Genomic DNA, 19,586 nt, shown 5'->3' with positions numbered 1-19,586 from the left:
AGCAGGGAGCCCGGTGCAGGGCAATAGAAACCCCAAGCACCTCGCTCCGAGCCATAAAAAAACATGGAAGCAGTAGCAAGACTTAGAGATGTGCCCACGTCACCCCGTAAGATGCGGTTAATAGCCGACCTGATTCGTGGTCAGCGCGTTAGCCGGGCGTTGGGTCTATTAAAATATCAGCCACAGGCTGGTGCCGCCGTATTGCAGAAAGTGCTTTTGTCGGCCGTTGCCAACTGGCAGCAGAAAAATGAAGATGAGCGGATTGAAGACGCTGATCTGTACGTGAAAACGGTTTTTGTTGATGGCGGTCCTATGCTGAAGCGCCTTCGCCCAGCTCCTCAAGGCCGTGGCCACCGGATTCGGAAGCGCTCGAACCACATTACAATCGTAGTTGATAGCGCAGCTCAATCCCTGTTGCAATCGGCAGAAGCAGAAACCCCTGAAAACGAACAATAAGAAGAAATGGGACAAAAAATAAATCCAGTTGGCCTGCGACTTGGTATTGTTCGGGGCTGGGAATCGAGCTGGTACGGTGGAAAAGAGTTTTCGGATAAACTCGTTGAAGACGAAAAAATCCGGAAATACGTAGCCGCCCGTATTCCGAAAGGAGCCATTGCTCGGGTAGTTATCGAACGTACGCTGAAGCGTGTAACGCTCACAATCCACACAGCCCGTCCGGGTATTGTGATTGGTAAAGGGGGCGGAGAAGTCGATAAGATCAAAGAAGAATTGAAGAAGATTACGGGCAAAGATGTCCAGATCAATATCTTCGAGATCAAACGGCCAGAAATTGATGCCAAACTGGTTGGTGAAGCCATCGCTCAACAGTTACAGGCTCGTATTTCGTTCCGTCGTGCCATGAAGCAAGCCATCCAGTCGGCGCTTCGCGTTGGTGCTCAAGGTATCAAAGTGAAAGTGTCTGGTCGTTTAGGTGGTGCTGAAATTGCCCGTTCTGAGCAATACAAAGAAGGTCGTGTACCTCTTCATACGCTCCGTGCCGACATCGACTACGCGATCTCTGAAGCCCAGACGGTATACGGTAAAATCGGCATCAAAGTGTGGATTTTCAAAGGCGAAGTCTACGGTAAGCGTGATCTGTCGCCAGCAGCCATGATGAGCCAGGCACAAGCCGGTGAGCGTTCTGCCTCTTCTAACGATCGCGGAGATCGCCGTGGCCCTCGTGGTGACCGTGATGGTAACGATCGGGGTGGTCGTGGTGGCCGCAACCGTGGTGATCGCGATAATAACGATCGGGGTGGTCGTGGTGGCCGCGGAGGTAATGACCGTGGTGGCCGTGGAGGACAGAAACGATAAACGAGTTTTTAGTTTACGGTTTACAGTTTACGGTGGGCTGATGTACGATCGGCTAACGTAAAAACCGAAAACCGAAGACCGAAAACTGTAAACTTCTTCAGAAAGATGTTACAGCCAAAAAGAACAAAATTCCGCAAACAACATAAAGGACGGATTCCTGGTATCGCATCACGCGGTCATGAGATTTCCTTCGGTACGTTCGCTATCAAATCGCTGGAACCAGGTCGTATTACGGCTCGCCAGATTGAAGCGGCTCGTATCTCCGTAACGCGGGCGATGAAACGCGAAGGCCAGGTTTGGATTCGTATTTTCCCCGATAAGCCAATTACCAAGAAGCCAGCCGAAGTACGGATGGGTAAAGGTAAAGGTGCTCCCGAATACTGGGTAGCCGTTGTAAAACCCGGCACGATTATGTTCGAAGCGACGGGTGTCGATCTGGCAACGGGTATGGAAGCCCTGCGTCTGGCCGCTCAAAAGCTGCCCGTTCGGACCAAATTTGTGGTTCGGCGCGATTATCAGGAGCAAACCGCTGAATAATACCCCAAGCGACGAACAAAATGAAAAAAGAAGATTTAAAAGGATTGTCGGTTGAGCAGCTTCGTACCGAGATTGGTGCTGAACAGGACCGACTGCTGAAATTGAAGTTTGCGCATGCTGTATCTCCTGTCGAGAATCCAATGCGTATCCGCGAGAGCCGTAAACGGATTGCTCGCCTGAACACGGAACTGACAGCTAAATCGCGGCAAGCCTAATAAGACACGACGATGGAAGAGCAACAAGCACCAGCACCGCAGGAAGAAGTAACTACGCCAGCGGCAGCTATAACAGAACAGCCAACAGCAGCCGCTCCAGCAGCGAGCGAAGCTGGTTCGGCTTCGGAGCGCAACGCTCGGAAAGAGCGTATCGGACGGGTGACCAGCAACAAGATGCAGAAAACCATCACTGTTGCGATCGACCGCAAGGTGAAACACCCTTTGTACCACAAGTTTCAGAATAAAACGAAGAAACTGACGGTTCATGATGAGAACAATGCGTGTGGAATCGGCGATATCGTTCGCGTTATGGAAACCCGCCCATTGAGCAAAAATAAGCGTTGGAGATTAGTCGAAATCATCGAGAAGGCGAAGTAAGCCATGGTACAGCAAGAATCAAGATTAGGAGTAGCCGATAACAGTGGCGCCAAAGAAGTGCTGGTTATCCGCGTTCTGGGCGGTACAGGCAAGCGGTATGCATCAGTCGGTGACAAGATTGTCGTGACAGTAAAGCAGGCCCTGTCGTCCAGCAGTATGAAAAAAGGTACAGTGTCGAAAGCCGTAGTTGTTCGGACGAAAAAAGAAGTACGCCGTAAAGACGGTTCGTACATCCGCTTCGAAGACAATGCAGCCGTGTTGCTCAACAACAACGATGAGCCACGTGGTACCCGGATTTTTGGGCCTGTAGCCCGCGAATTGCGTGAGAAGCAATTTATGAAAATCGTATCGTTAGCCCCAGAGGTACTGTAAGAAATGGAAAAGAAAGTAACGCTACCGAAACACAAATTCCACATCAAAACGGGTGATACTGTTCTGGTGATTGGCGGTAACTCGAAAGGCCAGCGTGGAGTAGTGAAAGAAGTAATCGTAGAAAAAGATCGTGCTCGGGTTGAGGGCGTCGCTATGATTACCAAACACCTGAAACCAACGGCTTCGAACCCACAGGGAAGTCTGGAAAAAACGGAAGGATCAATCCATATCAGCAATCTGAAACTGGTTGACCCTGCTACCGGCGAACCTACCCGCACAGGTCGTAAGTTGAACGACAAGGGCAAGTTGCAACGCTATTCAAAGAAGACGGGCAACTTCATCCCTGACGTTCGTAAATAACTTTAAGCAGGTCTAAGAAAATGGCAACGCCAAGACTGAAAGAGAAATATTTAAATGAGGTAATGCCTCAGTTGAAAGACAAATTCCAGTATAAGTCGGTTATGCAAGTACCGCGTCTGAGCAAAATTGTCATCAATAAAGGTATCGGAGCCGCCGTCGCTGATAAAAAATTGGTAGACGTAGGTGTTGACGAACTAACGCAGATCACTGGTCAGAAAGCCGTTGCGACGTTGTCGAAAAAGGCGGTCTCGAACTTCAAGCTTCGGGAGAAAATGCCGATCGGTGCGAAAGTAACGCTGCGTGGTGAGCGGATGTATGAATTCCTTGACCGGCTGACGACGGTGTCGTTACCCCGGGTTCGTGACTTCAAAGGCATCAGCGATAAAGGGTTCGATGGTCGCGGTAACTATACGTTCGGCGTGCAGGAACAGATTATCTTCCCTGAAATCAGCATCGATAAAGTAGCCCGTATTTCGGGGATGGACATCACGTTTGTGACGACAGCCAACACCGATAATGAGAGCTACGAGCTGCTGAAAGCAATGGGAATGCCGTTTGCTAAAAGTGGTAAATAATAACCGACACAAAGGCTAAAACAATGGCAAAAGAATCAATCAAAGCACGGGAACGGAAACGCGAAGCGTTAGTTGCCAAGTATGCTGCAAAGCGTAAGGCACTGAAAGAGGCTGGTGATTACATCGGTCTGGACAAGCTGCCCAAAAACGCATCGCCAGTTCGTCTGCACAACCGTTGCAAACTGACCGGCCGTCCTCGGGGATACATGCGCAAGTTTGGTATCTCTCGGGTTACGTTCCGCGAGATGGCATCGGCAGGTAAGATTCCAGGTGTAACAAAGGCAAGCTGGTAGTTCCAGACTCCATTTCAATTTGTAATTCAGTTTCCGTAATTTTGCGAACTTTCCTGAAAAGCAGGGGTTTGCAAGTAACGCAACGCTTAGAATGAATACAGATCCAATAGCAGATTACCTGACACGCGTCAGAAACGCTATCCGGGCAAAGCACCGGGTTGTGGAAATTCCTGCTTCCAATATAAAGAAAGAAATTACCAAAGTGTTGTACGACAAAGGCTACATCCAGAACTATAAGTTCGATGATAGCACAGCACAGGGCACTATCAAAATTGCGCTCAAGTACAACCCAACAACGAAGCAATCCGCTATCGTTGACCTGCAACGTATCAGCCGCCCAGGTCTGCGTCAATACCGGGGAGCCGATAACCTGCCACGTATCCTGAATGGCCTTGGTGTCGCTATCCTTTCAACTTCGAAAGGCGTAATGACGGATAAAGAAGCCAAAACGCTGAACGTTGGTGGAGAGGTATTGTGTTACGTCTATTAATCCGAACTGAACGATGTCACGTATAGGTAAGAAACCCATCGCCCTGCCCAGCAACGTTACGTTGTCCGTCGACGCCCAAAACGTCGTGACGGTAAAAGGGCCTAAAGGCACCCTGACCCAATCGGTTGACCCGGACATTTCGGTAGCAGTCGAAGAAGGCCAAATTCAAGTATCGCGCCCAACCGATCAGAAGCGCCATAAGGCGATGCATGGTCTGTACCGCTCGCTGGTCAACAATATGGTAACCGGTGTTAGCACGGGCTTTAAACTGGACCTCGAAATTATCGGGGTAGGTTATAAAGCAGCCGTTACGAATAACGTTCTTGAGCTTCAACTAGGCTATTCACACAATGTGTACGTAGCTGTTCCAAGTGAAATCAAGGTAACGGCCGTAACCGAAAAAGGTCAGAACCCAAAAGTGTACCTGGAAGGTTCAGATAAACAACTGCTTGGCGATGTAGCGGCTAAAATCCGTTCGTTGCGTAAAGTTGAGCCTTACAAAGGCAAAGGTATCCGCTTTATTGGTGAGCAAGTTCGCCGGAAAGCTGGTAAAACTTCGTCGAAGAAATAAGTTATTTATTGTCATTCAATTGTCATTTGATAGTCATTCCTTGTTTTTATGGCTTTACCAAATGACAATTATGGCAAGTAAATGACAACTTACTGTCAATTAAAAACAGCCTATTTGGTCGGAATCAAATAACATGGCAACGAATAAACAAGAAAGAAGACAGCGGATCAAGTACGGTATCCGGGCAAAAGTATCGGGTACGGCAGAACGTCCTCGCCTGTCGGTGTTCCGCTCTAACAAAGCGATCTACGCTCAATTAATTGATGATCTTGCAGGTCGTACACTTGCATTTGCCTCATCGGTTGAATTGAAAAGCGAAGCCGAAGGAAATACAATCGAAACGGCGAAAAAAGTAGGCCAGCGCCTGGCCGAGAAAGCAGTTGCTCAGAACATTAGCACGGCTGTGTTCGACCGTAACGGCTACTTATATCACGGTAAAGTAAAAGCACTGGCCGATGCAGCCCGCGAGGGTGGCCTTAAGTTCTAAGCGATGAATATTAATTCAGCAAGACCGACAAAATTCAACGAAGCCGACCTGAAAGAACGGGTGGTAGCCATCAACCGCGTAGCGAAGGTGGTAAAAGGTGGTCGCCGGTTCAGCTTCTCGGCAATTGTTGTCGTTGGCGATGGTAACGGCGTAGTAGGATACGGACTAGGTAAGGCTAATGAAGTAACCGACGCTATTGCCAAAGGCGTAGAAGACGCAAAGAAAAACCTGGTACAGGTTCCCCTTCTGAAGCGCACGGTTCCTCACGAAATGGAAGGTAAGTTTAGCGGTGGCTTTGTCCTGCTGAAACCAGCCGCTCCTGGTACAGGCGTTATTGCCGGTGGTGCTATGCGTGCCGTTCTTGAATCGGCTGGCGTACACGACATTCTGGCAAAATCGAAAGGGTCGTCGAACCCGCACAACGTAGTAAAAGCTACGCTGGATGCTCTGCTGAAAATGCGCTTGCCGCATCAGGTAGCTTTCCAGCGTCAGGTTAGCTTGGCGAAAGTATTTAACGGTTAATTTAAAAGGAGCAACAGACATGGCACGAGTACGCATCACGCAGGTCAGCAGCACCATTAAGCGGCCGTTATCCCAGAAAAATGCTATTAAGTCGTTAGGCTTGGGCAAGATCAACCGCAGTGTTGAACTGGAATATACCGACGCGTTGAAAGGTGCAATCAATAAGGTGCAGCACCTGGTGAAAATTGAAGAAATTTAAGTACCTTTGCGATTCTTTTGGTTTTCGGCCCGCTTTTTGTAACACCAAAGCGGCTACGGATAGCCAAAAGAATCACTTTTTACAAATAAACCAATGAATTTAAGCAACCTTACACCGGCAAAAGGTTCCGTTAGGGAGCGCAAGCGAGTCGGGCGCGGTCAAGGATCAGGTATGGGTGGGACCTCCACCCGTGGTCACAAAGGGGCGCAATCACGCTCAGGTTATAGCCGTAAAATGCACTTCGAAGGTGGTCAGATGCCCCTACAACGTCGTGTTCCGAAATTCGGCTTTAAGAACATCAACCGCGTCGAATACAAACCCCTCAATCTGGATAGTATCCAGACACTCGTTGATGAAACCAAGGCAACTGTAGTTGACCTGAATTTTCTGCTTCAGCATGGGCTGGTGAGCAAGAAAGATCTGGTTAAAGTACTGAGCCGTGGTGAATTGACCAGTGCTGTTGAAATCCATGCGCACGCTTTCTCTGCCAGTGCTAAAGAAGCCATCGAGAAAGCAGGGGGAAAGGCCATTGTGCCAGTTAAAGAAGCGAACGAGGAAGCAGCTAACTAAGTCGTAGCACGGCAACAGTCGACCTACTTTTATGAACCGACTCATCACCACGTTTAAAAATATTTTTGCAATTGACGAGTTGCGGAGTCGAATCCTCAACACGCTGTTGTTTATTACAGCGTTCCGTCTTGGCACGGCTATCGTACTGCCGGGTGTAGATCCCCAAAAACTGAACCTAAATCCGCAGGGTTTACTCGGTTTGCTGGATACTTTCCTGGGTGGTGCTTTTAGTAAAGCGTCCATTTTTGCGCTTGGGATCATGCCGTATATCTCGGCCTCGATTGCAATTCAGCTTCTAACGCTGGCTCTTCCCTACTTCCAGAAAATGCAGAAGGAAGGCGAATCGGGTCGTAAGCGGCTGAACCAAATCACGCGGGTACTTACGATTGGTGTGACGGCTGTTCAGGCCATCACGTATGTCCGTACCACTATTCCGGCAGAAGCTTTATTAATTGATCGAGGGTTATTTACCATCTCGTCTCTGTTTGTTCTAACTGCTGGTACAATTTTCTGTATGTGGTTGGGCGAGCGGATCACTGATAAAGGAATTGGAAACGGGATCTCTATGATCATAATGATCGGGATTGTATCGCGGCTTCCAGGTGCCATTATTGGTGAGCAGCAATCAAGAGGCTCTGCTGGTATCCTGATTTTTGTTCTGGAATTGGTTGCCCTCTATTTCGTTGTGATGGGTGCGGTGGTCTTGACCCAGGCTGTACGTCGGATTCCGATTCAGTATGCCAAGCAGGTCATCGGGAATAAAGTGGTTGGCGGCCAACGTCAGTATTTGCCTTTAAAGTTGAATGCTGCGGGTGTAATGCCAATTATTTTTGCTCAGGCACTGATGTTTATACCAACATACGTAGCAGGTCTGTTTGCGGAGAAAAGTGATTTTGCTGCGAGTGTGCAAAACGCTTTCCAAAGCTATACAACCTGGCAATACAACGTTCTGTTTGGTTTGCTGATTATCATCTTTACGTTCTTCTACACAGCTATCTCGGTTAACCCGACACAGATTGCTGATGATATGAAGCGGAGTGGTGGTTTCATACCCGGTGTAAAGCCAGGTGTCCAAACCTCAGATTATATCGGTACCGTTCTTGATCGGATCACGCTACCTGGTGCTGTTATGTTGGCCATTGTAGCTATCCTACCAGCTATCGCCAATCTGTTGGGTATGACCAGCGGGTTTGCTCAGTTCTTCGGCGGCACATCGTTGTTAATTATGGTTGGTGTTGTATTGGATACGCTGCAACAAGTAGAAAGCTATCTGCTCATGCGTCGCTACGAAGGTTTGATGAAATCAGGCCGTGTACAGGGGCGTACTAATGAAACGGTAGCCGCTTAATTGAAATGGCTGGTTCTGACAAAAAGGACAAGATGATTTACATTCGAAGCGAAGAAGAAATCGCTTTGATGAAAATCAGTGCACAGGTTCTGGGAAAAGCACATGCTGAAGTGGCAAAACTTATCCGACCTGGTGTTCAAACGAAGGAACTGGATAAGGTCGCAGAAACGTTTATTAAGGATAATGGTGGCACACCTTCATTCTTAGGATATAATAAGTTTCCGGCTTCGCTCTGTATTTCCGTCAATGATGTGGTGGTTCATGGTTTTCCAAGCCGCTACGAACTTCGAGACGGTGATATCGTTTCCATCGATTGCGGTGTAAAGCTAAATGGCTACCATAGCGATAGTGCCTACACGTATCCTGTCGGTAATGTGACCCCGGCCACTCGTCGGTTGTTGGCAAGAACGAAGGAGTCTCTTTATATCGGCGTTGAAAAAGCGATTGAAGGGAATCGGGTAGGCGACATTGGGTATGCTATCCAGACGTATACAGAGAAATTCGGTTATTCGGTCGTTCGGGAACTCGTAGGTCATGGCGTTGGTCAGAACTTACATGAAGCTCCTGAAGTCCCTAATTATGGCAAGCGCGGTCAAGGGCCTAAGTTGTATGAAGGCATGATTCTGGCAATTGAGCCTATGATCAACTTCGGCAAAAAGGGAGTTGTACAAGAACGTGATGGCTGGACTATTCGGACTGTTGATCGTAAACCTTCTGCACACTTTGAACACACAGTAGCTGTACGAAAGGGGAAAGCAGAGATTCTGACAACCTTTGAATACATTGAAGCAGTCACCGCGAATACAAGCCTGATGATCGAAACTTCCGAACTGATGGTAGCTTAAGCGAATATGGCAAAACAGAATTCTATAGAACAGGACGGCGTTATTTTGGAAGCCTTATCGAATGCGATGTTCCGGGTCGAACTGGCAAATAAGCACGAGGTAATTGCTCACATCTCCGGTAAAATGCGGATGAACTACATCAAAATTTTACCTGGTGATCGCGTAAAGTTGGAAATGTCGCCTTACGATTTGAGTAAGGCGAGGATTGTGTATAGGTATAAATAAGTTTTCAGGTTTCAGTTTACTGTTTTCGGTTATGCTAAAGTGCCTGACTGAACTATAAACTGAAACCTGAAAACCAGTAAACTGAAAACTTTTATCATGAAAGTTAAAGCGTCAATCAAGAAGCGCAGCGAAGACTGCAAAGTGATCCGTCGGAAAGGGAAACTGTACGTGATCAACAAAAAGAATCCCCGTTACAAACAAAGACAAGGCTAAGAATGGCACGTATTGCAGGTGTTGATATTCCAGACAAGAAGCGTGGTGAGATCGCGCTGACATACATCTTCGGCATTGGTCGGAGCCGGGCAAAAAAGATTCTGACCGACGCAGGTATCAGCGTTGATAAGAAAGCCAGTGAATGGACAGATGCTGAAGCTAGTGCTGTTCGGAATGCGATTTCGAACGAATACAAAGTAGAAGGTCAGCTACGTTCGGAAGTGCAGTTGAGCATCAAGCGATTGATGGATATCGGCTGCTACCGAGGTCTGCGTCACCGGAAAGGCTTGCCCGTTCGTGGTCAGCATACGAAAAACAACTCCCGTACCCGGAAAGGAAAACGGAAGACTGTTGCCAACAAGAAAAAAGTAACGAAATAATTAATTGGTCGCTCATCGTCATTCAGACCATTTGGCGTCATTTCCTTCGGAGATGGCAAGTAATGAGCTTCGATGACATATTGACGATTACCTAAAAACAATGGCTCAAGCAAAACGCAAAGACAAAGCGAAAAAGCGGGTGGTAGTGGTTGAACCCGTAGGTCAGGTACATATCCGGGCTACGTTTAACAACATCATCATTTCTCTTACAAACATGAACGGTCAGGTTATCTCCTGGTCTTCAGCGGGTAAAATGGGCTTCCGTGGCTCGAAGAAAAATACCCCTTATGCAGCACAAATGGCCGCGCAGAACTGTGCCGCTGTTGCCCACGATCTGGGAATGCGTAAAGCAGAAGTGTTTGTGAAAGGTCCAGGCTCCGGTCGTGAGTCGGCAATTCGCACCATCCAAAACTCGGGTATCGAAGTAACGACTATCCGGGATATTACCCCGCTGCCGCACAATGGGTGCCGGCCGCCAAAACGTCGTCGCGTATAATACGGATGACATGAATAGGGACAGGCGACATTCGGTTGTGTCTGTCCAATGTTTCACAATTATTCATTCATTGAAGAATGGCACGTTACATTGGGCCAAAAGCCAAAATTTCGCGCAAGTTCAACGAACCCATCATGGGTCCGAGCAAAGCGCTCCAGAAAAAAAATTACGGACCGGGTATGCACGGTCGGGGTCGCAAACGGAAACAGTCTGAATATGCGCTCCAATTAACTGAAAAACAAAAAGTTAAGTATACGTACGGTATTCTGGAACGTCAGTTCCGGGCTTTGTTCCACCGTGCACAGGTTCGTGAGGGTATCACGGGTGAAAACCTCCTCAAATTATGCGAAGCCCGTTTAGATAACACGGTTTATCGGTTGGGTATCGCTTCATCACGTCGGGCTGCTCGTCAATTGGTATCACACAAACATATTGTTGTGGATGGCGAAGTAGTAAATATTCCTTCTTACTCGCTGAAACCCGGCCAATTGATCGGCGTTCGTGAGAAATCGAAGTCACTTGAAGCAATTGCCGGTAGCTTAACTGCTCGGAATACAAAGCGGTATAACTGGGTTGAGTGGGATGCACAGCAAATGACGGGTAAGTTTATCAGCTACCCTGAGCGTGACCAGATTCCTGAAAACTTCAACGAGCAGGCCATCGTCGAATTGTATTCGAAGTAATAAATGGTTTTGGGTTTATGATTTACGGTTGGTCCACGCAGTTTTCGTTCGTAGTCCCACCGCAAATCATAAACCTGAGTCCAAACTAGTTTAGTCTTCACGCCAGGCAGAGAACTGCTTAAAAAATACGAAACGTATGTCCATATTAGCGTTCCAGATGCCCGACAAAGTCGTAGTGGAGAAAGCTGACGACTTTCACGGGGCGTTTGAATTCAAACCCCTTGAAAAAGGATACGGTGTAACCATCGGCAATGCGCTTCGTCGCATTCTGCTGTCATCGCTGGAAGGATACGCCATTACAAGCGTAAAATTCCCCGGTGTGTTGCATGAGTTTTCTTCAATTGAGGGCGTAGTTGAAGACGTGACCGAAATTATCCTGAACCTGAAAATGGTTCGGTTCAAAAAGATTTCGGACATGGTTGACAACAAAATTACCGTAAACATCAAGAAACAGCCAGTTCTGAAAGCTGGTGATATATCGAAATTCTCGCCATCGTTCGAAGTGCTGAATCCTGAACTGGAAATCTGCCATATCGATGATACGCGGGATTTTGAGATGGAAATTATCGTGGAAAAAGGCCGTGGGTATGTTCCGGCTGACGAACCACGGGCTAATGAGCTGCCATTTGGTCATATCCCAATTGATGCCATTTACACGCCAATCAAAAACGTGAAATATGGTGTTGATAACACACGGGTAGAGCAAAAAACGGACTATGAGCGCCTTCTTTTAGACATTGAAACAGATGGTTCGGTACACCCTGAAATTGCATTGCAGGAAGCCGCCAAGATTCTGATTCAGCACTTCATGCTGTTCTCGGATCAGACCATGACGTTTGAAACGGCTAAGCCAGAAGAAGAAAACGTAGTAGACGAAGAAGTTCTGCATATGCGGAAATTGCTGAAAACCTCGCTGGCCGACCTTGATCTGTCGGTACGTGCTTACAACTGCTTAAAGTCGGCAGATGTACGGACGCTGGGCGATCTGGTTCGGTTAGAAATTTCGGATATGATGAAGTTCCGCAACTTCGGGAAGAAGTCGCTTACGGAGCTGGAGCAACTGGTAGCAGAGAAAAACTTGACATTCGGGATGGATGTCAGCAAATACAGATTAGACGAAGATTAAAACCTAAGGAGAAGGGAAAAAGGAAAAGGGAAAAGGAGCAAAGCTCCTCCCTTCTCCCTCCTCCCTTCTCCCTTCTCCAAGAAAATGAGACACGGTAAAAAAGATAATCACTTAGGCCGGACACATTCGCACCGCGAAGCGCTGTTACAAAATCTAGCGACATCGCTGATTATGCACAAGCGTATTGAAACGACGGTTGCAAAGGCGAAAGAACTTCGCAAATTCGTAGAGCCTATTCTGACGCGAGCAAAAGACGATACTTATCAGAATCGTCGGGTGATCTTTCAGACACTCCACAATAAAGAGACCATCAAAGAATTATTCGGTACGGTTGCTGACAAAATCGCCAGCCGTCCTGGTGGTTATACCCGGATTATTAAATTGGGTAGCCGTCTGGGCGATAATGCTGAGACCTGTCTGATCGAACTGGTTGATTTCAATGAGCTGCTGATTGCTGCTGCCGCTGAGAAAACCGCTGCAACAACCAAAACTCGTCGGAGCCGTCGGAGCGGAAGTCCACGTCAGGCTGTTGCTGCAACAGATGCTGAAGCAACTCCTGCAACAGAAGCGCCAGCCGAAGAAGCTCCGGTTGCTGCCGCCCCATCGGGCGATGATCTTACCAAGATTGAAGGCATTGGCCCTAAAATCGCTGAGTTGCTGAATAACGCAGGTATTACTACCTTTGCGCAGTTGGCCGACGCACAAGACGAAGCTGTTCAACAAGTATTGGTTGATGCTGGTCCTCGTTTCAATGTGCATGACGCTACAACCTGGAATGAACAGGCAGCTCTGGCCCGCGATGGCAAATGGGATGAACTGGCAGCATTACAGGATCGTTTGAAAGGTGGTAAAGAAGCCGAAGAATAGTGATTCAGAAACACGTCATATGGAAATGGGTTAACCTCAACGGTTAGCCCTTTTTTTTAATATTTCAAGCTCAAACGCATACATGAAACATACGAAGCAACCTGAAGCATTGTTGGTTTTACAGGATGGAAGCGTATATCGCGGTCTGGCGCTGGGTAAAATCGGGACAGCCGCCGGCGAAATCTGCTTCAATACCGGCATGACCGGCTACCAGGAGATTTACACTGATCCCTCCTACTATGGCCAGGTCATTATCAACACCACCTCACATATTGGCAATTACGGTGTGTTAAACAATGCCGAGCAAGAGTCGAACGGAGTGAAAATCCGGGGCATGGTGTGTAACTTCTTCTCGAATATTCATTCACGTTACACCGCCGACGGGTCGCTGCAGGAGTATTTCGAACGGGCTAATATTGTGGGGATTCACGGGGTAGATACTCGTCAGCTGGTGCGCTACATTCGATCCAAAGGGGTAATGAATTGCATCATTTCTTCGGAGATTCTAGATCCGGCGCTTCTACTGGCCGAACTCCAAAAAGTACCTGACATGGCCGGTCTGGAGCTATCCTCGGAAGTATGTACGCAAGAAGCGTATGAACAGGGCGACCCAGAAGCCAAACTTCGGGTAGCCGTATTGGATTTAGGCGTTAAGCGCAGTATTATCAGCAATTTCAACGAACGGGGTGTATTCTGCAAAGTGTTTCCAGCCCGTACTCCACACGAAGAATTAGCAGCCTGGAAGCCAAACGGTTATTTTATTGCTAATGGTCCTGGTGACCCAGCTGCTATGCCGTATGCTGTCGAGACAGTAAAGCAGGCGCTGGAAACGGATAAGCCTTTGTTTGGTATTTGCCTGGGCCACCAGATCCTATCATTGGCCAGCGGCATTTCAACCTATAAAATGCACAATGGCCACCGTGGGCTGAATCACCCCGTTAAAAACTTGATTACGGGCCATTGTGAGGTTACATCTCAAAACCATGGCTTTGCTGTGAAAGCAGAGGAAGTGATGGATACTGCAAACGTTGAGTTGACGCACATTAATCTGAACGATAAAACTATCGAGGGAATCCGTCGTAAAGACAAGCCGGCCTTTTCGGTGCAATACCACCCCGAATCGTCGCCTGGTCCACACGACTCACGATATCTGTTCGATCAGTTCGTTCAGATGATGAATGAATAACATTAAAAAAGCCTGAGATTAACCTCAGGCTTTTTTAATACGTGATTCGTAAAAAAACTACTGTAATCCGTTGATTTTGTAAGTACTGTAACTGCCCTAACAATCAGTTGGTTATAGTAGGGGTCAGTAGCTGCGCAGGAGCAGGTAGAATCTGAATTACCAGGTTCGCTTGCTCATCATTTTGTCAAGCTCGGCTCGGCTCATAGTACCTAACTCGGGGTGCCTGCTGAGCCATGTCAGGAATTCGGTTTTGATTTCATCAGTCCATTGGCTGTCAATCTGCCCTGTAGTATACCGCCCTGACTTAACAACTTCAAAACCAAACTGGTCTTTACGAACAACAAATTCACAGGTGCTGATCACCTGTTCGGCCATATGCGCTGGCACAAACAAAACTCCCTCGCGTTGGGCAATAACCAGATCGCCCGGCAGCACCATTGCACTGCCTATACGGATAGGCGTATTCAAGCCCATAAGTACCATTTCTTCCAGAAAAGACGGGTGGAAATCACGAACAAAGGCGTTGAAGCCTTTAATGTTTTCCAGTTCCTGTAAATCGCGGGCAGCACCATGAAATACAACGCCATTGCCGGTCTTACTGAAAATGGCGTTTCCCAAGGTAGCACCCATAAGAGTACCTCCGCCGATTTTACCAAATGCATCGGCCACGTACACATCTCCTTTGGTTAGGGTTTCAATTGGCCAGGCATTGGTATTCCCTTTGCGGCCCTGTTTGCTGATGCCTCGCTCTTTAATATTCTTCTCGACATCGGGTCGACTGGGCATAAACATGGCTGTAACAGCGCGACCGACCACGGGTACATCGTTATGAATCAGTTTCCAACCTCCTTCGAATTGATTGACGTACCCCTCGTTTTTCAGTACGGTCCAGGCATCGTCGATACCAATATGTTTGGCGCGTTCAATTAATGCATCGGAAATTTTGGGTCGTCCATCGGGGAAACGATCGCCTTTCCATTCAGAGGTTAAAAACAGAAGCTCATCTTTTGGAAGTGTTTGGCCAAACAGGGCGTTCGAAAGGCAATAGATAATAAGAAGCGACAAAACGCTGACAAGGCGGAAGTTCATTATTGAATCAACTTTTTAGGTATCAGATAATAGACTGGATGCTGAAACGGTCATCTCCTGCGCAAAAATAAGCTTTACACAGTAGATGACCGTTTCGATGGAGAGATGGCTTATTTGTGCCCTTCTTTGGCTAGATAGGCTTCTATGTCTTTCTGTGTAACGGCTAGCTTCTTGGGGTATTTTCCAACCCAGGTTCTGAACTCGCCTTTGATTTTTTCCGACCAGTCGCCGTGGATTTCGCCGGAAGGGTATTTGCTTTGCTGGAGAAGATATCGTTCAAACTCGTCCCGTAGGGCTGTCATTTCGGAAGCTGAGACCAGCCCTTCGACCAGGTGTGCCGGAATAAACACGACACCATATTCATTCGCGAAAACCACATCGCCGGGAAGAACAGTGACTTCACCAATCCGAATGGGGGCGTTGATAGAAGTAGGGGTCATATCCTTAATATACGAAGGATCATGCCCTTTTACCCAGGCGTTGAAGCCCTGGGTATCCTTCAATTCCTGCATATCGCGTATAGAACCGTAAAAGATAACGCCTTTGCCTGTTTTGCCATAAATAGCGTTTCCGAGGCTCGAACCAATTAAGGTGCCGTCTTTTATTTTACCATAGCCATCCGCTACGTAAATATCGCCTTTGGTCAAGATGTCGATTGGCCAGATATTGATGCCTCCTTTTTGCGAACGTCCTTCGGCCTTGCCCTGGGCGCGAACCAGACTGTCGAGGTCGGGGCGGGTAGGCATGAATTGTGCCGTTACAACCCGACCCGTCATGGTTTCGCCGGGTTTCAGAATAACCCAGTTCTTTTCGACCTGATTCCGATACCCTTTATTGCCCAGATACCCCCAGATTTGCTCCAGCGTACAGTTCTGTAATCGTTCCAGTACAATGTCAGGTACTTTCGGACGGCCATCGGCAAACCGCTCACCTTTCCAGTTGGCGGTTAGTGCCGTAACGTATTCGGCCGACGAGCCAATGCGCTGGGCCTGGCCTGAAATGCATAAGGTAACGATGGCGCTTACGGTAAGTAACGATCTCTTTACCATTGTTTTACGTAAAGCCAGTTTATTCATATGAAAAAAGAAGGGTTTAAGACTATTCTACACATAAAAGGCACTGTAATAAGTAAATTACTGCCATTGAGTCATTTTATGACTGAATCGCTATAACACCCTGACTTTTTCCCATGAAAAACATTTTCTCCCGGTTGTCGTCGTCCGGCAACGCATCTGACCGCCGTGATTTTATCCGAAACGCCGGATTAGGTGGCCTATCTCTTGGTATGATGTTCGACAAACTTGGTGGCCCGCATGTTGTCGATCAGGAACTGGAGTTTATTACTCAGAAGGTAAATCGTGACTCGAAGCCTGCCGAGTTGAAGATTACCGATATGCGCATTGCCGTACTGCAAGGCGTTCCGTTTACCAGCCCAATCATCCGAATTGATACGAATCAGGGATTAGTTGGCTGGGGCGAGGTGCGTGATGGAGCCAGCGCTAACTACGCCCTCATGCTGAAGAGCCGACTGTTAGGCAAGAACCCCTGCAACGTTGAGCAGATTTTTAAGCAGGTCAAACAATTTGGTGGGCAAAGCCGGGCTGCCGGTGGTGTCTGTGGCGTTGAAATGGCGCTCTGGGATTTGGCTGGTAAAGCCTATAACGTTCCAGCCTATCAATTGCTGGGTGGCAAATACCGTGATTTTATTCGCCTATATGCCGATACACCCGAAGCCGACACCTACGAAGGCTTTGCTCAGAATATGAAGAAACGCCGGGATCAGGGCTACACATTTCTGAAAATGGATTTTGGTATCGGTATGCTGGCCGATCAGCCGGGTATGCTCGTGAACGCAAATAACTGGAGTGTGAAGCGCCAGTGGAGCGATGCCGAACCTGGTAAGCTGGGAAATTACGCCAATACGAAGCACCCTTTCACCCGAATTCAGGTTACCAAAAAAGGGCTGGATCGACTGGCCGAACACGTTGGAAAAGTACGCGAGATTGTCGGCTACGACACGCCATTAGCTGCCGATCACTTTGGTCATTTCGACGTGAATACGGCTATTCAAATCGGTAAAGCCGTTGAACCTTTCCGGTTGGCCTGGCTGGAAGACCTTGTCCCCTGGTTTTATACCGACCAATGGAAACAGATTTCGGATGCGATTGACACCCCAACCTTAACAGGTGAAGACATTTATCTGAAGGAAGGCTTTAAGAAATTGATTGATGCACGGGCTGTTGATATGATTCACCCCGATCTGGCATCGTCGGGTGGTTTGCTGGAAACGAAAAAAATTGGTGATTACGCCGAAGAAGCCGGAATTCCAATGGCCATGCACTTTGCCGGTTCGCCCATCTCGATGATGGCCAACGTACACTGTGCAGCCGCTACCGAAAACTTTGTTGCGCTGGAACACCACGGCGTTGATGTGGCCGGCTGGGAAGATCTGGTAACGGGTATGAAGCCCATCGTTGAGAAAGGCTTTGTCCGCGTACCCGAAAAACCCGGTTTGGGCGTCGAACTGAACGAAGAAGTCGCTAAAAAATTCCTGAAGAAAGGAGCCACCTGGTTTGCCCCAACCGACTCCTGGAATACCCGCGATTCGGCCGACCGGGAGTGGAGTTAGTCTGTAACGTGGGCGGAAGCCCGTGCAGTCGTAGACTTACTTATGTTGAAATACGACTGCACGGGCTTCCGCCCGCGCTACGTTAACAAATCCTCCAGTGCCGTTTTCAAATCAGCATATTGATAGGTGAAGGTCGTTTCGTCGGCGATGCGCTTATTTAGAACGTAATTTCCGCCGGTTACTACAATGGCCATTTCGCCATAGAGTAGCTTGATGGTGAACTCCGGAATATTGGGTAGTATGAGCGGACGATGCAGCACATCGGCGATTGCTTTGGTGAGTGTTTCGTTCGTGACCGGATTCGGGGCCACTGCATTGTAAATACCCTGCCAAGTTGTATCGGTCAGGGCTTGTGTGTACATTCGGCACATATCGTCCAGATGAATCCAGGCGATATATTGCTGCCCTGAGCCAATTGGTGCACCAGCTCCTAAACGAATCGGTTGAGCGATTTTCGGTAAGGCTCCCCCGTCTGCTGTTAGTACGACGCCTGTTCGTAACAACACCGTCCGAATACCAAGCGATGCAATTTGCATTTCTGATCGTTCCCAGGCACGTACCACTTGCGCTAAGAAGTCGGAACCTCCTTCGCTGGTTTCAGTCAGGGGACGATCGCTGGTATCACCCCCATAAAAGCCTATGGCCGACGCCCCGATAAATGACTTGACATGGTGATCGTTTTCGGCCAACACCTTTGCCAGTAAATCCGTCGATTGGGTGCGACTGTTCAGGATTTTTTCTTTTCGGCTGTCTGTCCACCGCCCATCGGCAATGCCTTCGCCAGCCAGGTGAACGATGTGATCTGCCGTTTGAATGGCCTCTAAAGCGATCTCCCCTTTTTCGATGTCCCATTGGTAAACTTTCAGACCGGGAAGGGTTTTAGCGGAATGGCTTAGTAAGGCTACCTGATACCCCTGCGCTTGTAATAGCTGAGTGAGCCGTCGACCAATGGTGCCAGTACCTCCTGTAATTAAAACCGTTTGTTGCATACACGTGTGAATGGAATGGTCAACTCTACAACCCTATGTTCAATCATAGGGTTTAAGGGGCATCTGTTTATTCACAGATCCCACTCCTTCGGCAAGCCCAACTGCCGGGCATAATGTGCTGGTGCCGTGTAATGTACCCAACTGAGTAACCTATTGATGTCGTCGGCAAATTCGATGTAATAGTCAGGGTCGAGCTTAACGACTTTTTTTAAGACTTGTTCGGCTCGTTTGGCGATGTACTCAGCGGCTTTATCGGTGCGTGAATTGTATTTCTGGAGCAAATGGGCATTGTGCTCATAAAACGTATTGAGCATATACAGCATTAACTCGACCTCACCGTATTTGTCTTTCGTAACCTTCAGATGGCGACTAATGTAGCCACTGGCCGTCCGCATGTCCATCATAAGCCAGCCAGCCGTATCTGCGTGGAGCTTAGCCGTTCGGTCGATAAAGTCTCGGATTAGTGACCGTCGTTCATCGATGGTTTTTCCCCCCTCAACCAATTCAAACTGAAGCCGTTCGGTCAGTACAGCATCTTTGGTGATGAGCCGCAGAAGCAGTTTGTCTTTTTCCGCACCCGGCATTCGGACAATCGCTTTTTTCAGATCAGGGTCAAGAGCAGGCATA

30 protein-coding genes are annotated in these 19,586 nt (G+C 48.1%); 26 read left to right on the top strand and 4 right to left on the bottom strand.

Translation table 11 applies throughout. The features are described 5' to 3' along the window. The first annotated feature begins 63 nt into the window (after positions 1–63). The 25 genes from rplV to carA all read left to right on the top strand — a co-directional run bounded on the left by rplV (position 64) and on the right by carA (position 14,252). Positions 64–456 (top strand): 50S ribosomal protein L22, encoded by a 393-nt coding sequence (gene rplV / locus BGO59_RS03310; protein WP_026262624.1) that lies wholly within the window; start codon positions 64–66, stop codon positions 454–456. Between the two features lie 6 nt (positions 457–462). Continuing rightward, positions 463–1,314, top strand: coding sequence for a 30S ribosomal protein S3 (gene rpsC / locus BGO59_RS03305; protein ID WP_080054055.1), 852 nt, complete (start codon positions 463–465; stop codon positions 1,312–1,314). A 105-nt stretch (positions 1,315–1,419) separates the two neighbouring features. Further along, positions 1,420–1,851 (top strand): 50S ribosomal protein L16, encoded by a 432-nt coding sequence (gene rplP / locus BGO59_RS03300; RefSeq protein WP_020600948.1) that lies wholly within the window; start codon positions 1,420–1,422, stop codon positions 1,849–1,851. A 20-nt stretch (positions 1,852–1,871) separates the two neighbouring features. Further along, on the top strand, positions 1,872–2,066 hold the full coding sequence (gene rpmC / locus BGO59_RS03295; RefSeq protein ID WP_293680489.1) for a 50S ribosomal protein L29: 195 nt from the start codon (positions 1,872–1,874) through the stop codon (positions 2,064–2,066). 12 nt (positions 2,067–2,078) lie between these two features. Beyond that, entirely contained in the window at positions 2,079–2,444 is a 366-nt protein-coding gene (gene rpsQ / locus BGO59_RS03290; protein ID WP_293680486.1) for a 30S ribosomal protein S17, read from the top strand. A 3-nt stretch (positions 2,445–2,447) separates the two neighbouring features. Next, a complete protein-coding gene (rplN, locus tag BGO59_RS03285; RefSeq protein WP_018618706.1) occupies positions 2,448–2,816 on the top strand; it encodes a 50S ribosomal protein L14 in 369 nt (122 codons plus the stop codon). A 3-nt stretch (positions 2,817–2,819) separates the two neighbouring features. After that, positions 2,820–3,176 carry a 50S ribosomal protein L24 gene (gene rplX / locus BGO59_RS03280; RefSeq protein WP_293680480.1) on the top strand — a complete coding sequence of 119 codons (357 nt, stop codon included), beginning with the start codon at positions 2,820–2,822 and terminating at the stop codon, positions 3,174–3,176. A 20-nt stretch (positions 3,177–3,196) separates the two neighbouring features. Beyond that, positions 3,197–3,751 (top strand): 50S ribosomal protein L5, encoded by a 555-nt coding sequence (gene rplE, locus BGO59_RS03275; protein WP_293680477.1) that lies wholly within the window; start codon positions 3,197–3,199, stop codon positions 3,749–3,751. Positions 3,752–3,774: 23 nt separating this feature from the next. Continuing rightward, on the top strand, positions 3,775–4,044 hold the full coding sequence (rpsN, locus tag BGO59_RS03270; RefSeq protein WP_020600943.1) for a 30S ribosomal protein S14: 270 nt from the start codon (positions 3,775–3,777) through the stop codon (positions 4,042–4,044). 91 nt (positions 4,045–4,135) lie between these two features. Next, a complete protein-coding gene (gene rpsH / locus BGO59_RS03265; protein WP_020600942.1) occupies positions 4,136–4,534 on the top strand; it encodes a 30S ribosomal protein S8 in 399 nt (132 codons plus the stop codon). Positions 4,535–4,547: 13 nt separating this feature from the next. Beyond that, positions 4,548–5,105, top strand: coding sequence for a 50S ribosomal protein L6 (gene rplF, locus BGO59_RS03260; protein WP_080054051.1), 558 nt, complete (start codon positions 4,548–4,550; stop codon positions 5,103–5,105). A 133-nt stretch (positions 5,106–5,238) separates the two neighbouring features. Beyond that, on the top strand, positions 5,239–5,592 hold the full coding sequence (rplR, locus tag BGO59_RS03255) for a 50S ribosomal protein L18 (protein WP_080054050.1): 354 nt from the start codon (positions 5,239–5,241) through the stop codon (positions 5,590–5,592). Positions 5,593–5,595: 3 nt separating this feature from the next. Continuing rightward, entirely contained in the window at positions 5,596–6,114 is a 519-nt protein-coding gene (rpsE, locus tag BGO59_RS03250; RefSeq protein WP_020600939.1) for a 30S ribosomal protein S5, read from the top strand. 19 nt (positions 6,115–6,133) lie between these two features. Continuing rightward, positions 6,134–6,313, top strand: coding sequence for a 50S ribosomal protein L30 (rpmD, locus tag BGO59_RS03245; protein ID WP_020600938.1), 180 nt, complete (start codon positions 6,134–6,136; stop codon positions 6,311–6,313). A gap of 93 nt (positions 6,314–6,406) precedes the next feature. Further along, positions 6,407–6,883 (top strand): 50S ribosomal protein L15, encoded by a 477-nt coding sequence (gene rplO, locus BGO59_RS03240; protein WP_293680462.1) that lies wholly within the window; start codon positions 6,407–6,409, stop codon positions 6,881–6,883. Between the two features lie 31 nt (positions 6,884–6,914). Further along, entirely contained in the window at positions 6,915–8,231 is a 1,317-nt protein-coding gene (gene secY, locus BGO59_RS03235; RefSeq protein ID WP_293680459.1) for a preprotein translocase subunit SecY, read from the top strand. A 32-nt stretch (positions 8,232–8,263) separates the two neighbouring features. After that, on the top strand, positions 8,264–9,076 hold the full coding sequence (gene map, locus BGO59_RS03230) for a type I methionyl aminopeptidase (RefSeq protein ID WP_293680456.1): 813 nt from the start codon (positions 8,264–8,266) through the stop codon (positions 9,074–9,076). 6 nt (positions 9,077–9,082) lie between these two features. After that, positions 9,083–9,301, top strand: a complete 219-nt coding sequence (gene infA, locus BGO59_RS03225) for a translation initiation factor IF-1 (protein ID WP_009284801.1) — start codon at positions 9,083–9,085, stop codon at positions 9,299–9,301. Between the two features lie 96 nt (positions 9,302–9,397). Next, a complete protein-coding gene (ykgO, locus tag BGO59_RS03220) occupies positions 9,398–9,514 on the top strand; it encodes a type B 50S ribosomal protein L36 (RefSeq protein WP_018618719.1) in 117 nt (38 codons plus the stop codon). A gap of 2 nt (positions 9,515–9,516) precedes the next feature. Next, positions 9,517–9,894, top strand: a complete 378-nt coding sequence (rpsM, locus tag BGO59_RS03215) for a 30S ribosomal protein S13 (RefSeq protein ID WP_020600934.1) — start codon at positions 9,517–9,519, stop codon at positions 9,892–9,894. 100 nt (positions 9,895–9,994) lie between these two features. Then, positions 9,995–10,390, top strand: a complete 396-nt coding sequence (gene rpsK, locus BGO59_RS03210; protein WP_020600933.1) for a 30S ribosomal protein S11 — start codon at positions 9,995–9,997, stop codon at positions 10,388–10,390. A 77-nt stretch (positions 10,391–10,467) separates the two neighbouring features. Then, positions 10,468–11,073 carry a 30S ribosomal protein S4 gene (rpsD, locus tag BGO59_RS03205; RefSeq protein WP_293680381.1) on the top strand — a complete coding sequence of 202 codons (606 nt, stop codon included), beginning with the start codon at positions 10,468–10,470 and terminating at the stop codon, positions 11,071–11,073. Between the two features lie 136 nt (positions 11,074–11,209). After that, positions 11,210–12,199: a DNA-directed RNA polymerase subunit alpha gene (locus tag BGO59_RS03200; protein WP_026262621.1), complete on the top strand. Its 990-nt coding sequence runs from the start codon at positions 11,210–11,212 to the stop codon at positions 12,197–12,199. Between the two features lie 84 nt (positions 12,200–12,283). Continuing rightward, a complete protein-coding gene (gene rplQ, locus BGO59_RS03195; protein WP_293680374.1) occupies positions 12,284–13,066 on the top strand; it encodes a 50S ribosomal protein L17 in 783 nt (260 codons plus the stop codon). Positions 13,067–13,148: 82 nt separating this feature from the next. Beyond that, the gene (gene carA / locus BGO59_RS03190; RefSeq protein WP_293680371.1) at positions 13,149–14,252 is read left to right on the top strand and encodes a glutamine-hydrolyzing carbamoyl-phosphate synthase small subunit; all 1,104 of its coding nucleotides are present in this window, start codon (positions 13,149–13,151) and stop codon (positions 14,250–14,252) included. 156 nt (positions 14,253–14,408) lie between these two features. On the opposite strand, the gene BGO59_RS03185 is transcribed toward carA, so the two are convergent. Both BGO59_RS03185 and BGO59_RS03180 read right to left on the bottom strand, forming a co-directional pair. After that, a complete protein-coding gene (locus tag BGO59_RS03185) occupies positions 14,409–15,341 on the bottom strand; it encodes an RraA family protein (RefSeq protein WP_293680368.1) in 933 nt (310 codons plus the stop codon). A 110-nt stretch (positions 15,342–15,451) separates the two neighbouring features. After that, complete coding sequence (locus tag BGO59_RS03180; RefSeq protein WP_293680365.1) at positions 15,452–16,390, bottom strand: RraA family protein; 939 nt, start codon at positions 16,388–16,390, stop codon at positions 15,452–15,454. Between the two features lie 140 nt (positions 16,391–16,530). On the opposite strand from BGO59_RS03180, the gene BGO59_RS03175 reads away from it, so the two are divergent. Further along, positions 16,531–17,970, top strand: a complete 1,440-nt coding sequence (locus BGO59_RS03175) for a mandelate racemase/muconate lactonizing enzyme family protein (protein WP_293680362.1) — start codon at positions 16,531–16,533, stop codon at positions 17,968–17,970. A 77-nt stretch (positions 17,971–18,047) separates the two neighbouring features. Here the strand turns inward: BGO59_RS03175 and BGO59_RS03170 are convergent, their stop codons facing one another. Beyond that, positions 18,048–18,959, bottom strand: coding sequence for a TIGR01777 family oxidoreductase (locus BGO59_RS03170; protein ID WP_293680359.1), 912 nt, complete (start codon positions 18,957–18,959; stop codon positions 18,048–18,050). A 71-nt stretch (positions 18,960–19,030) separates the two neighbouring features. Beyond that, on the bottom strand, positions 19,031–19,585 hold the full coding sequence (locus BGO59_RS03165) for a hypothetical protein (protein ID WP_293680356.1): 555 nt from the start codon (positions 19,583–19,585) through the stop codon (positions 19,031–19,033). Position 19,586: the final 1 nt, after the last annotated feature.

The organism is Spirosoma sp. 48-14 (assembly GCF_001898575.1).
Classification (GTDB): Bacteria; Bacteroidota; Bacteroidia; order Cytophagales; family Spirosomataceae; genus Spirosoma.
The sequence above is the reverse complement of the archived record's forward strand: the minus strand, read 5'-3'. Positions and strand labels throughout refer to the sequence as shown.